The sequence below is a fragment of the Pseudomonas cyclaminis genome, assembly GCF_015163715.1.
Taxonomy (GTDB): Bacteria; Pseudomonadota; Gammaproteobacteria; order Pseudomonadales; family Pseudomonadaceae; genus Aquipseudomonas; species Aquipseudomonas cyclaminis.
This window is the reverse complement of record NZ_JADDUM010000262.1, coordinates 1-11,895: the sequence shown is the minus strand read 5'-3', so window position 1 is coordinate 11,895 and position 11,895 is coordinate 1. Positions and strand designations below refer to the sequence as shown.

Sequence of the window (11,895 nt, the reverse complement as noted above, 5' to 3'; positions counted from 1 at the left end):
CACCTCGGCGCAGCGGGTTCGCTGGTTCAAGACCGGCTTCGCCCAGGGCCAAATCACGCAGTGCGACACCTTCACAGCCAAGAGTCTCTAAATGAATAAACAATGGGGCTGGCTGCTGGGCTTATTAGTGTCGTGTTCAACCCTGGCGGCTGAACACGGCGTCAGCGTCGTCAGCCCTGCGCGTTTCCACCTGGACGCCGGCGACCTCAGCCTCGGCGTAAGCCAGGACTGGCGCCAGCCGCTGCCCAACGTCTCCCGCGTGTTGATCATCGTGCATGGCCGGCTGCGCAATGCGCAAACCTACCTGCAAAGTGGTGTCGATGCCGCCGAGCATGCAGGTGTGGGCGCGAGCACCCTGGTGATAGCGCCGCAGTTTCTGAATGCTTCTGATGTGAAGCGCAACCACTTGGACGGGCAAGTCCTGCGCTGGAGTGGCAACGACTGGATGGCCGGCGAGCCTTCCACCGGTCCCGGCCAGGTCAGCTCATACGGCGCCCTCGACCAGATCATCAAGCACCTGGGCAACCGCACCCTGTTTCCGGCCTTGAAGGACATCGTCGTCGCTGGCCATTCCGGCGGTGGCCAAGTGGTGCAGCGCTTCGCCCTCACCGGCCATGATCACCCCACCCTGCAGAACGAAGGCATCCGCCTGCGGTATGTGGTGGCCAATCCTTCGTCCTACGCCTACTTCAGCCCGCAGCGGCCAGTGCCGTTCGACACTGCCAGCTGCCCCGGTTTCAACGACTGGAAATACGGCCTGCAACACCTGCCCGCCTACGCCAAGGGCCGGGGCGCCGCGCAGTTGGAACAGGCTTACGTGTCACGGGACATCACCTACCTGCTGGGCCAGCAAGACACCGACCCGAACCATCCGGCGCTGGATAAAAGCTGTGAGGCCGAGACACAGGGCGCGTATCGACTGATACGTGGACACAACTATTTTGACTACCTAAAGCAACGGCATCCGCAGCTGACTCAAAAGCTGGTGGAAGTGCCGGGGGTTGGGCATAACGGGGATGGGATGTTTACGTCGCCCGAGGGGCAGAAGGTGTTGTTTCCCAAGTAGTCACTGAAGAGACCGGATAGAAATGTGGGAGGGGCAAGCCCCCTCCCACATTTGATATTCAATGTCTGGACTGGATCATTTGCCGCAAGACCGCACAATCCTGCGCATGCCAATCCGCCAACTCCGGCCACGGGTTCTCCGGCAGGTTAACCAACACCGTCCTGGTCCCCGCCGCCCGACCGCAATCCAGGTCGAAGCGATAATCGCCGACCATCACCATCGCGCTCGGCGACACATCCCAGGCCTGCGCCAGTTTCAGCAGGCGCCTGGATCAGGTTTAGGCGGCGCATCATCACGGCCCAGCACATCCTCGACGGCAAAGCAGTCCGCCAGACCGATCGCCTCCAGGGTGATATGCGCCAACTCACACGCATTGCGGGTCAGGATACCCAGGCGGTAACCGCGCCCTGCCAGCTCACGAACCAGCTCTACCGCACCGTCAGCCGCGACCGAACCCAGCGCCAGCTCGCGCTCGTGCTCCAGCAACCAGGCATGTTTGGCCGCCGCGATATCCGCCGGCAACGCCGCCAGGTGCGTGAGGATGTCGTCCTCGGCCGGGATTTCCAGCGCCACGCGAATGGCCGCGAAGTCATGCACGGCCACCGTGAGGGTGCCGTCCATGTCGAACACCCAGTGCTTAATGTTGCTCAGGCTCATGCCCAATCCTTGCGATGGCGGATCAACCCTTCCTGGGTCACCGAGGCCACCAGTTGCCCGGCGCGGTTGTACACGCTGCCACGGGAGAACCCACGGGAATTGCCGGCCCAAGGGCTGTCCATGGCGTAGAGCAACCAGTCGTCGGCACGCAGGTCGGCGTGGAACCACAACGCGTGGTCAAGGCTGGCGACCTGCATGTCTTTCTGCCACACGGTCTTGCCATGGGGCAGCAGCGAGGTGGTCAGCAGACCGAAGTCCGAGGCGTAGGCCAGCAGGTATTTATGCAGCGCCGGTGTGTCGGCCAAAGCACCGTCGGCACGAAACCACACGTACTTGACCGGATCGGAAGGCTGCGGGTTGAACGGGTCTTTTTCGGTGACCGGGCGCACTTCAATCGGCTTGGGGCACAGCAGCTTCTCGCGCATGTGCTCGGGGATCAGGTGCGCGCGCTGCTGGGTCAGTTCCAGCTCCGACGGCAGGTTCTCCGGGCCGACCACCACGGGCATGGTGGTCTGGTGCTCGAAGCCTTCTTCGTCGTACTGGAACGAGGTGGTGCAGGTGAAGATCGGATGGCCCTTCTGGATCGCGGTCACGCGGCGCGTGCTGAAACTGCCGCCATCACGCACACGGTCGACCGAATACACCACCGGCAATGCGGCATCGCCGGGGCGCAGGAAATAACCGTGCAGGGAATGCACGTGGCGCGCTTCTTCAACGGTCTGGCTGGCGGCCGACAGCGACTGGCCGAGCACCTGGCCGCCGAACAGTTGGCGAAAACCCAGGTCCTGGCTGCGGCCGCGAAAGAGGTTTTCCTCGATCGGCTCCAGGGTCAGCAGGTTCACCAGATCTTCCAATACTTGGCTCATAGAGCAACTCCTACAATCTATGGGGCATTCCGGGCTGCTATCCGTGCAGCGTGTCCAACCATTGGGCGCGGGTGATGCGGTACAAAACGTGTGGGCGCAGCGGGTCATCGGCTGCGACCTTGGGGTGTTCGAAATCGGCCTGGGGATCGTAATGCATACCGATGGCCTGCATGACTTTTTGTGATGGCAGATTGGGTTCGGTGGTGAAGGCGACAATCTCATCCAATTGCAAGCGGTCGAACCCACAGCGCAACGCGGTCCACGCCGCCTCACTGGCATAACCCAGGCCCCAATGCTCACGGGCCAGGCGCCAGCCGATTTCCACTGCGGGGGTAAACCCCGCGTCAAAACCGACATGCTGCAGCCCGGTCAGGCCGATGAAGTCGCCGGTGTCCTTGCGTTGCAAGGCCCAAAAACCAAAGCCGTATTCGGCAAAATGGCCGCGAATCCGCCCGATCAGCGCGGCGCTTTCCAGATGGCTCAGCCTGGCCGGGAAATAGCGCATTACCTGCGGGTCGGCGCACATGCGCGCAAAGTCCGGCAGGTCCGTGTCGCGCCATTGGCGCAGCACCAGGCGTGCACTTTCCAATTCGAGTATCGGCTCCATGGGTCCCCTCCCCTTGCCATGTGCGTGAGTGTACAGCGCTGGTAAGATCCTTCGCAGGTTCCCGTCAGAAAATCCCATGCCTTTGCCATTGATCTACCACGATGACTACAGCCCTGAGTTCCCGGCGGACCACCGGTTCCCCATGGACAAATTCCGCCTGTTGCGCGACCACCTGGTGTCCACGGGGCTGACCGAAGACAGCCTGTTGCTGCGCCCCGAGCTATGCCCACCGGAGATCCTGGCCCTGGCCCATGAACCTGGGTATATCGCACGCTACATGAGCGGCGAATTGTCCCGCGAAGACCAACGCCGCCTTGGCCTGCCCTGGAGCGAAGACCTGGCCCGACGCACAGTGCGGGCGGTGGGCGGTTCGATCCTGGCGGCGGAGCAAGCGCTGGAGCACGGCCTCGCCTGTCACCTGGCAGGCGGCACCCACCACGCCCACTACGACTATCCGGCGGGCTTTTGCATCTTCAATGACCTGGCGGTGATCAGCCATTACCTGCTGGCCAGCGGTCGAGTGAGCCGCGTATTGATCTTCGACTGCGACGTTCACCAGGGCGATGGCACCGCACGCATCCTGCATGACACGCCGGATGCCATCACCGTGTCGCTGCACTGCGAAAAGAACTTCCCGGCGCGCAAGGCCCAAAGCGACTGGGACATCCCGCTGCCCATGGGCATGGGCGATGCCGACTACCTGCGCGTGGTCGACGACGCCCTCAATTACCTGCTGCCGCTCTACCAGCCCGACCTGGTGCTGTACGACGCCGGCGTCGATGTGCATAAGGATGACGCCCTCGGTTACCTCAAGCTGACAGACGAAGGCGTCGCCGCCCGCGATGAAAGCGTGATGCGTCACTGCCTGGGCCGGGACATTCCGGTAATGGGCGTGATCGGCGGTGGCTACAGCAAAGACCGCCCGGCCCTCGCCCGCCGCCACGGCATCCTGCACCACAGCGCGCAACGGGTGTGGACGTCATCAGGTTGTCATTGAGTGGTGGGCGTTACCCACAATGGCTGTGGAACGGCCTGTGGATAACTTGAGCGTAAGCGGCTGAGAGCCATAAGCCATAAGGCTTGTAGGAAAGTGTACGTTTTTTGATCAGGCAGCCAGGCCGACGTCGGGTAGAATGCTCGGCCTATTCACCTCACCGTAGCCTTGCCCATGCCTCAGACCGCACCTCACCACGTCACCATTATCGGCGGCGGCCCTGCCGGGCTGATGGCCGCCGAAGTCTTGAGCCAGGCAGGGGTGCACGTAGAGCTGTATGACGGCATGCCGTCGGTAGGGCGAAAATTCCTGCTGGCGGGTGTGGGCGGCATGAACATCACCCACTCCGAGACTTACCCGGCCTTCCTCTCGCGCTACGCCGAACGTGCGCCGCAGATGGCACCGTTGCTGCGTGGGTTTGGTGCCGACGCGTTGTGCGAATGGATTCATGGCCTGGGTATCGAGACCTTTGTCGGCACCTCGGGCCGGGTGTTTCCTACAGACATGAAAGCTGCCCCCTTGCTGCGCGCCTGGCTCAAGCGCCTGCGCGACCAGGGCGTGGTTATCCACACCCGGCATCGCTGGACCGGCTGGAATGCCGAGGGCGATTTACTTATCCACAGCCCCGAAGGCGAAAAGACTGTCCACAGCGATGCCGTGCTACTGGCCCTCGGCGGCGGCAGTTGGTCGCGCCTGGGGTCGGACGGTGCCTGGCTGCAACTGCTGGAAGCCAAAGGCGTGCCTTACGTGGCGCTGCAACCGAGTAACTGCGGCTTCGAGGTGTCAGCCTGGAGCGAATTGCTGGTCAGCAAATTCGCCGGCGCGCCGTTGAAAAACGTCGCCATTGGGCGGGGGGATGACAAACCCCGGCTCGGCGAATGCGTGATCACCGCCACCGGTATCGAGGGCAGCCTGATCTATGCGCTGTCGGCGCCGATCCGCGAGGCGATCAACCGCGAGGGCTCAGCGACCGTGCATATCGACTTGCTGCCGAGCAAGCCGCTGGACAAGGTGCAGGCAGCGCTGGCCAAGCCACGCGGTTCACGCTCTATGAGCAAACATTTGCACAGTCAGTTGGGGCTGGATGGGGTCAAGGCGGCGTTGTTACGTGAGTTGGCGCCAGCCGATCACTTCCATGATCCGGCGCAACTGGCGGTGGATATCAAGGCCTTGCCGTTGACGCTGGTGAAGACCCGGCCGATGGACGAGGCGATCAGTACGGCAGGCGGCGTGCCGTTTGAGGCGCTGGATGAGCGACTGATGCTCAAGCAATTGCCGGGGGTGTTTTGTGCGGGGGAGATGCTGGATTGGGAAGCGCCAACCGGGGGGTATTTGCTGACGGGGTGTTTTGCCAGTGGCAGAGCGGCTGGGCGGGGGATGTTGGAGTGGCTTGAGCGCTGAGATTTTTGGTGAGTTCAAAGCCGCCATCGGGGGCAAGCCCCCTCCCACATTTTGATTTGTGAATACATTCAAAATTGTGGGAGGGGGCTTGCCCCCGATAGGGCCATCAGCTACACCGCAAAATCACTTCTTCTTACGCGGGCCGGTATTAAAAACAGGCACCTTGCGCACCGGTTTGATCGACGGCTCCACTGGCGCCGACTCCCCGCTGTCCACCCACTTGCCCAGGTTGCGCTTACCGCCGCCGCCACCGGACGTTTTAGGCTTCTTCGGTTTTTTCGGTTTTTTCACCACTTGCCCGCTGGCATCGGTGTCCGGCACGCGGTGTTCCGGTTCGAAGTCCTGCTCCATCTTGCGGGTCAGGGTCTGACGGGTCAGCATCTCGATGGCTGACAGCATGTTCACTTCATCGGCGCACACCAGGGAAATCGCCTCGCCGGTGTTACCCGCACGGCCGGTACGGCCGATACGGTGGATGTAGTCCTCAGCCACGATCGGCAGGTCGAAGTTGACCACCATCGGCAGGTCTTCGATATCCAGGCCACGGGCCGCCACGTCGGTGGCCACGAGGATCTGCACTTCGCTGCTCTTGAAGCGATCCAGCGCACGCTGGCGCGTGGCTTGGGGCTTGTCGCCATGGATGCCGTCGGCATTGATGCCCAGGCCCTGCAACTTATCCACCAGCGCATCCACGCCGTTGCGGGTCTTGGCGAACACCAGCACCTGCTTCCAGCGGCCTTTGCGCATCAAGTGCACAAACAGCTCGGCCTTGCGCTTCTTGTCCACCGGCACCACCCACTGCTTGACGGTGTTGGCGGCGACGTTGCGCGGGCTGACTTCGATGCTCAGCGGGTCGTTGAGCATCTGCCCGGCCAGCGTGCGGATCTCATCGGAGAAAGTCGCGGAGAACAGCAAGGTCTGGCGCTTTTTCGGCAGCATGCGGTAGATGTTCGCCAGCTCTTCGGAGAAGCCCAGGTCGAGCATGCGGTCGGCTTCGTCCAGCACCAGGGTTTGCAGCTGATTGAGCTTCAGCGCGTTCTGGCGGAACAGGTCGATCAGGCGGCCAGGGGTGGCGACCAGGATGTCGACGCCCTTGCGCAGCTTCATCATCTGCGGGTTGATGCTCACACCGCCGTACACCGCGTAGGTGGTCAACGGCAGGTTTTGCGCATATTCGGCAACGCTGGCGTGCACCTGCTCGGCCAGTTCACGGGTCGGGCACAAGATCAGCGCACGCGCCGAGTTGGCGGCGACTTTCGGCCCTTCCAGGGTCAGCAGTTGCAGCAGCGGCAAGGCAAAACCGGCGGTCTTGCCGGTGCCGGTCTGGGCCGCAGCCATCAGGTCGCGACCGGCCAGCACCGCCGGAATGGCTTGCGCCTGCACCGGCGTCGGGGTCTGGTAGCCAAGCGTCTCAAGGGCGCGCAGCAAGGGTTCGATCAGGCCAAGTGTGGCGAAAGTCATGTGTTTACCGTAGGAAAAATTCAGCGCAAGGGCGTAATGCGCGGCAGTTTACCTTATTTCCGGCTTGGGCTTTCGCCACTGGGGCAGACTGATCAACAGCACCGCGCTGATGATCACCAGCATCGCCAAGGCTTCTTCCAGACCGATCGTCTCGCCAATGAACACAATCCCCAGCAACACCGCCACCGCCGGGTTGACGTAGGCATAACTCGTGGCCGCCGCTGGGCGGACGTGCTTGAGCAGGTACATATAGGCGTTGAACGCGATGATCGAGCCGAACACGGCCAGGTACGCCAGGGCCAGCCAGCCTTCCAGCGGCGGCATGGCTTGCAGGCGTTCGCCGGTGAGCGCACTGGCGATCAACAGCGTCACGCCGGCCACCAGCATTTCCGCGGCACTGGCCATGGCACCCGGCGGCAGCGGCAGGCGCCGGCTCCACACCGAACCAAACGCCCACGACGCCGCTGCAAACAGCAGCAACGCCGCGCCCATCGGGCTCGACTGCAAGGTGCTGCCCATATTGAGCATAGCAATGCCGACCATCCCCAGAATCACACCCGCCCATTCCAAGCGGGTATTGCGTGCGCCCCAGAAATACCCGCACAGCAAGGTAAACAGCGGCACCGTCGCCACCGCCAGCGCAGCCACACCGGACGACACCCCCGTGTGCTCGGCCACGCTCACCGCGCCGTTACCGAAGGTCAGCAGCAAAATGCCGATCTTCGCGGCCGCCTTCCACTGCTCCCACGTCGGTGCCGGCGCCCCGCGCCAGCGCAGGAAGCCATACATCGCCGCCCCGGCCAACAGAAAGCGGATCCCACCCAGCATCAGCGGCGGCCAGTATTCGACGCCGATGCGGATCACCAGGTAGGTAGACCCCCAGATCACATACAACGCAAAAAAGGCGGCGATCAACGGTAAGGGAAAGCGACGTGTGCCAGGCATGGGGCGGCTCGAAGGCAGATATAAGAGACGCTTATTCTAAAAAGGCAGGTCGTTAAACATAAGTTACAAAACCTGTTTAAACCGCCCATACACTTTTCAAACCATGGTTATGAAGGCTATAACCCATGCTTTCGAAAGCCACCCGCTACTGGAGCCTTATTATGGACAAATACGACCGCATGCTCCTCAGCGCCCTGCTCGAAGACGGCCGCGCGTCCTACGCGCAACTGGCCCGCACAGTAAACCTCTCCGCCCCGGCCGTGGCCGAGCGCGTGGCCAAGCTGGAAGCCAGCGGGGTGATCACCGGCTACCAGGCCAAGGTGGATATGTCGAAGGTCGGTTTGCCGATCCAGTGTGTAATTGAGCTGAGGCTGACCAATCACGGCAGCCAAAAGACCTACGACGCATTGGCCGAAATCCCCGAACTGACCGAATGCCACCGGGTCACGGGCGATCCGTGCGTGATCATGCAAGCGGCGGTGGGCTCAATGCCGCAGCTGGAGAACTTGATCAATCGGGTGGCGAAGTTTGGCTTCAGCAAGACCTCGATCATCTTGTCGAGCGCGATAGAACGGCGGGTGCCGTTGGGGCAGTTGGCCGTTAATGGGAATTGATGGTGACTGATCTACCGTCATCGGGGGCAGTGATGCATTTGGTGGAGATGGCGAAGGGCGTGGTGGATCGGGCGTTGGAGTGTGTGCAGCCGCGATGAACACCGCATAACCAATGTGGGAGGGGGCTTGCCCCCGATAGCGGCGGGTCAGTTACAAAAAAACGACTGACACACCACTATCGGGGGCAAGCCCTCTCCCACATTTTAAGCGGCGTTGTTCTGTCAGAACCCGCGATGTTTTTTCAGATGCTCATTGATCTTCGCCGCCGGCACTTTCTGCAAGCTGCACAGAAAGTCGTGGGACAGCTCGCGCAAGCCATGAGTACGCCGCAGTTCCTGGGCCAGGTGCGCCGTGAGGTTGGCCGCCATCTCCGCATCCGCCAGCGCCCGGTGGGCCTGGCCGGTGTGGGGCAGTTTTGCGAATGAGTTCAACGTGCCGAGCTTGTGGTTCGGCGCAGCCGGCATCAATCGGCGGGCCAGCAACAGGGAACAGGCGAATTTTTGCAGGCGGGTGCGGCGGATCAGGCCGAGTTCAAAGTCCCAGAACTTCTGGTCGAAGGCGGCGTTGTGCGCCATCAGCGGTGTGGTGCCGACGAATTCATTCACTTCGTTCATCACCCGCTCGGCTGGCGGGGCGCTGCGCAGCATGGCGTTACTGATGCCGGTGAGTTGCTCGATAAAGCCCGGCACGCGCACGCCTGCGTTCATCAGGCTCTGGTAGCGGTCCACGATCTGGCCACGCTCAAGGATGACCACGGCAATTTCCGTGGCCCGGCAGTGGCTGCTCGGCGTGATGCCGGTGGTTTCAAAGTCGATGACCGCTATACGTTCCAAACCTGTTCCAACTCCCTCTGAGCATTTATTTGAGCAGCAACGCGCCTTCGATCGGCACGTAGCGGCTGGCAGCGCGTATCAGTGAATTGGCCGTCAGCCCCGGCACGCCGTAGGCCACGGCTTCAACCCCATGCTTTTGGATGATGCGTTCGAGCAACATGTCGAAATCACCGTCACCGGAGGCCAGCACCACTTCGTCGACGTGGTCCGCGGCGTCCATGATGTCGAGGGTGATGCCCACGTCCCAGTCGCCCTTGGCCGAGCCGTCACTGCGCTGGATGTACGGCTTGAGTTTCACCGTAAAGCCCAGGTTGCGCAGGATCTGCTGGAATTGCTGCTGCTTGCTGTCGCCACGGTCGATGGCATAGGCGTACGCCTCGACGATCTGCCCGCGGGAGCTGATGTCTGCCCAGAGGGCGGCGTAGTTGAAGTGGCAGCCGTACGCCTGGCGGACGGTGTAGTAGAGGTTTTGTACATCGGCGAACACCGCAATTTTCTTCACCGCACTTCCTCATGACAGCCAGGCGCCAGAGCCCGGAAAGGGTGCCAGTATGCCAGCCGCGAGAAAGTTTCCGGAAAAAATCAGACCGGGACGCCGCAGCGCCCCGGACCGGGTGTGTCAGACGAAGGAGTCGTCGTCGCCAAAGGACGAAGAATCGTCGGAATAATCGCTGTCGGCAAAACTGTCCGCGCTGTTGCCGCCCCAGTTGTCATTGCCGGCAAATTTCTGGTCATCATTGCCCCAGCCGCCTTGATCGCTGGCCGGTGCCGGCTGCTCGATGATTTCTTCCACCACCTGCGGTTGCTGGTTGTGATGGAACAGGCTGCTGATGCCTTCGGCCAGCAACACACCCCCCGCCACACCGGCGGCAGTTTTCATCGCGCCGCCGAGGAAGCCACTGCCCATTGGCGCGGCGGCGGCCGGTTGTTGGGGCTGTTGATAGTTTTGCTGCGGCGCGGGCTGGCCGCCGAACGAAGGCCGCGTCGGTTCACGCCAGCCGCCGCCCGCATTGCCCGGTGCGCTCGGCGCCGGTTGCGCGTCGCGGGAACCGCCGCCGCCAAAGATGCTCGACAAGAAACCACCGCCGCTCGACGCCGCCGGTTGCGCGGATTTGGCCCGTTGCAACTCGTCCTGCAACTGCTGGATCTGCTGCGCCTGCTGTTTGTTCTGCGCGTCGAGACTCTTGAGCGCGTGTTCCTGCACCAGGATCGACTGGGTCATGTAGTACCCGGCGGCCGGTTGGCGAGTCATGTGCTCCTTGATCCGCGCTTCGGCCTGGGCGTCGCGGGGGGCTGAGTCCGTTTCGGCTTGCTGCAACCGTGAAAACAGTCCATCGATCAGGGTTTGCTCTTCGCTGTTCATGGCGACCTCGTTAGATTGCCGGTAGAAATTCTGGTCCCGCCTGTGATCAGGTCGGGTGCCTTCCAGTTATGGGGGTGTTACGAGTTGTTTCAATGGTCTTTACTCAAGGTTTACGTTTGTGCCCCTCTGACCGTGATCGGTTAAAGTGTCGCCCTTGTTTCCAGGCCTGCGATGAACCTGATGAATCCGTTAGACGTCTTGCGCGACTCCCTCCGTTTTACCCGCAGCAACCTGGGCGCCATCGTCCAGTTGTGCCTGCCGCTGGTGATTCTCGAAGCCTTGCTGCAACAGATACTGGACCACACGCTGGGCGCGGATGCGTTTGCCGGCTACAGCGTGGTGGTGGGTTTGTTGGTGTACCCGCTGTACACCGGCGCCCTGATCCTGTTTCTCGATGCGCGCACCCGTGGCGAGTCGCCGCGCACCAAGGATGTGTGGGCGATGGCGCTGGCCTTGTGGCCGCGTTTCGCGCTGCTGACCGCCATGAGCACGCTGCTGATCCTGCTGGGCCTGTCGCTGTATTTCCTGCCGGGCCTGTGGCTGATGGTGGTGCTGGCCTTCGCCGAGTACCTGCTCGTGCTGCGCGGCATGTCGGCGTTGGAGGCGATGAAGGAAAGTTTGCGCCTGACCCGTGGGCATTTCTGGCGGATCCTGGTGTGCCTGCTGTGCGTCATGACCCCGCTGTGGCTGCTCAAAGGCGCCAGCGTGGCGGCCTATCCCGACCCGGCGCCGCTGCTGGGGCTGTTGATGGACAGTGCCCACAGCTTCCTGCAATTGTTCACCAGTGTGGTGCTGTTCCGTTTATTCATGCTGATCGGTGGCGATGCCGACGCGCGGTGATATGCTCCGTGCCACTCCTGAAACGCTATAAGCCGAGCCGATGACCCGTTTATTGCGCATCACCTTGCTGGGCCTGCTGATTATCGCAGGCGTGCTCACCGCCCTGATCTACAGCCTGACCTGGCGCCCCGCGCCCAAGGAAACCTTGCCAGTGAGCTGCGTCGCGCCCCGTGCGCCGACGCTGCTGCCGGGGCAGGCGCTCAAGGTCATGACGTGGAACGTGCAATACCTGGCCGGCAAGAACTACG

Annotated in this window: 13 protein-coding genes and 3 pseudogenes; 8 read left to right on the top strand and 8 right to left on the bottom strand. The window is 62.2% G+C overall.

The genetic code is table 11. From position 1 onward, the window contains the following. Positions 1-91 (top strand): neutral zinc metallopeptidase (locus IQK56_RS27325; protein ID WP_193901893.1); only part of this gene is annotated, 91 nt, incomplete at its 5' end. Continuing rightward, entirely contained in the window at positions 92-1,066 is a 975-nt protein-coding gene (locus tag IQK56_RS27320) for an alpha/beta hydrolase (RefSeq protein ID WP_150677424.1), read from the top strand. Positions 1,067-1,124: 58 nt separating this feature from the next. Here IQK56_RS27320 and IQK56_RS27315 read toward each other — a convergent pair. The 3 genes and pseudogenes from IQK56_RS27315 to IQK56_RS27305 all read right to left on the bottom strand — a co-directional run bounded on the left by IQK56_RS27315 (position 1,125) and on the right by IQK56_RS27305 (position 3,196). After that, positions 1,125-1,723 (bottom strand): annotated as a pseudogene (locus IQK56_RS27315) (HAD family hydrolase). Then, positions 1,720-2,589 (bottom strand): acyl-CoA thioesterase II, encoded by an 870-nt coding sequence (tesB, locus tag IQK56_RS27310; protein WP_099584710.1) that lies wholly within the window; start codon positions 2,587-2,589, stop codon positions 1,720-1,722. The pseudogene IQK56_RS27315 and the gene tesB overlap by 4 nt, the downstream one beginning before the upstream one ends. Positions 2,590-2,626: 37 nt before the next feature. Further along, a complete protein-coding gene (locus IQK56_RS27305; RefSeq protein ID WP_150761876.1) occupies positions 2,627-3,196 on the bottom strand; it encodes a GNAT family N-acetyltransferase in 570 nt (189 codons plus the stop codon). 76 nt (positions 3,197-3,272) lie between these two features. Between IQK56_RS27305 and IQK56_RS27300 the strand changes: the two genes are divergently transcribed. Both IQK56_RS27300 and IQK56_RS27295 read left to right on the top strand, forming a co-directional pair. Further along, on the top strand, positions 3,273-4,193 hold the full coding sequence (locus IQK56_RS27300; RefSeq protein WP_150677422.1) for a histone deacetylase family protein: 921 nt from the start codon (positions 3,273-3,275) through the stop codon (positions 4,191-4,193). 171 nt (positions 4,194-4,364) lie between these two features. Further along, a complete protein-coding gene (locus tag IQK56_RS27295; protein WP_193862360.1) occupies positions 4,365-5,591 on the top strand; it encodes a TIGR03862 family flavoprotein in 1,227 nt (408 codons plus the stop codon). Positions 5,592-5,714: 123 nt separating this feature from the next. Here the strand turns inward: IQK56_RS27295 and rhlE1 are convergent, their stop codons facing one another. Together rhlE1 and yedA are read right to left on the bottom strand one after the other, a co-directional pair. Continuing rightward, the gene (gene rhlE1, locus IQK56_RS27290) at positions 5,715-7,052 is read right to left on the bottom strand and encodes an RNA helicase RhlE1 (RefSeq protein ID WP_122310035.1); all 1,338 of its coding nucleotides are present in this window, start codon (positions 7,050-7,052) and stop codon (positions 5,715-5,717) included. Positions 7,053-7,100: 48 nt separating this feature from the next. After that, entirely contained in the window at positions 7,101-7,997 is an 897-nt protein-coding gene (gene yedA / locus IQK56_RS27285; protein WP_122310033.1) for a drug/metabolite exporter YedA, read from the bottom strand. A gap of 161 nt (positions 7,998-8,158) precedes the next feature. On the opposite strand from yedA, the gene IQK56_RS27280 reads away from it, so the two are divergent. Next, the gene (locus IQK56_RS27280; RefSeq protein WP_193862359.1) at positions 8,159-8,611 is read left to right on the top strand and encodes an Lrp/AsnC family transcriptional regulator; all 453 of its coding nucleotides are present in this window, start codon (positions 8,159-8,161) and stop codon (positions 8,609-8,611) included. A 26-nt stretch (positions 8,612-8,637) separates the two neighbouring features. After that, positions 8,638-8,709, top strand: a pseudogene (locus tag IQK56_RS31555) (DUF3077 domain-containing protein); the annotation flags it as partial. Between the two features lie 123 nt (positions 8,710-8,832). Here the strand turns inward: IQK56_RS31555 and IQK56_RS27275 are convergent. The 3 genes from IQK56_RS27275 to IQK56_RS27265 form a co-directional block, all read right to left on the bottom strand. Further along, a complete protein-coding gene (locus tag IQK56_RS27275; RefSeq protein ID WP_193862358.1) occupies positions 8,833-9,444 on the bottom strand; it encodes a 3'-5' exonuclease in 612 nt (203 codons plus the stop codon). Between the two features lie 25 nt (positions 9,445-9,469). Then, complete coding sequence (locus IQK56_RS27270; protein ID WP_032884625.1) at positions 9,470-9,946, bottom strand: LabA-like NYN domain-containing protein; 477 nt, start codon at positions 9,944-9,946, stop codon at positions 9,470-9,472. Between the two features lie 117 nt (positions 9,947-10,063). After that, positions 10,064-10,807, bottom strand: coding sequence for a DUF2076 domain-containing protein (locus IQK56_RS27265; RefSeq protein WP_122310023.1), 744 nt, complete (start codon positions 10,805-10,807; stop codon positions 10,064-10,066). A gap of 180 nt (positions 10,808-10,987) precedes the next feature. On the opposite strand from IQK56_RS27265, the gene IQK56_RS27260 reads away from it, so the two are divergent. Both IQK56_RS27260 and IQK56_RS27255 read left to right on the top strand, forming a co-directional pair. Next, positions 10,988-11,647 carry a YciC family protein gene (locus IQK56_RS27260; protein ID WP_122310067.1) on the top strand — a complete coding sequence of 220 codons (660 nt, stop codon included), beginning with the start codon at positions 10,988-10,990 and terminating at the stop codon, positions 11,645-11,647. Between the two features lie 40 nt (positions 11,648-11,687). Further along, positions 11,688-11,895 (top strand): annotated as a pseudogene (locus IQK56_RS27255) (endonuclease/exonuclease/phosphatase family protein); the annotation flags it as partial.

Bases quoted from the DNA above. Each gene is read 5' to 3' on its own strand.
- IQK56_RS27320 (WP_150677424.1), top strand. From the start codon at position 92: ATGAATAAACAATGGGGCTGGCTGCTGGGCTTATTAGTGTCGTGTTCA.
- tesB (WP_099584710.1), bottom strand. From the start codon at position 2,589: ATGAGCCAAGTATTGGAAGATCTGGTGAACCTGCTGACCCTGGAGCCG.
- IQK56_RS27305 (WP_150761876.1), bottom strand. From the start codon at position 3,196: ATGGAGCCGATACTCGAATTGGAAAGTGCACGCCTGGTGCTGCGCCAA.
- IQK56_RS27300 (WP_150677422.1), top strand. From the start codon at position 3,273: ATGCCTTTGCCATTGATCTACCACGATGACTACAGCCCTGAGTTCCCG.
- IQK56_RS27295 (WP_193862360.1), top strand. From the start codon at position 4,365: ATGCCTCAGACCGCACCTCACCACGTCACCATTATCGGCGGCGGCCCT.
- rhlE1 (WP_122310035.1), bottom strand. From the start codon at position 7,052: ATGACTTTCGCCACACTTGGCCTGATCGAACCCTTGCTGCGCGCCCTT.
- yedA (WP_122310033.1), bottom strand. From the start codon at position 7,997: ATGCCTGGCACACGTCGCTTTCCCTTACCGTTGATCGCCGCCTTTTTT.
- IQK56_RS27280 (WP_193862359.1), top strand. From the start codon at position 8,159: ATGGACAAATACGACCGCATGCTCCTCAGCGCCCTGCTCGAAGACGGC.
- IQK56_RS27265 (WP_122310023.1), bottom strand. From the start codon at position 10,807: ATGAACAGCGAAGAGCAAACCCTGATCGATGGACTGTTTTCACGGTTG.
- IQK56_RS27260 (WP_122310067.1), top strand. From the start codon at position 10,988: ATGAATCCGTTAGACGTCTTGCGCGACTCCCTCCGTTTTACCCGCAGC.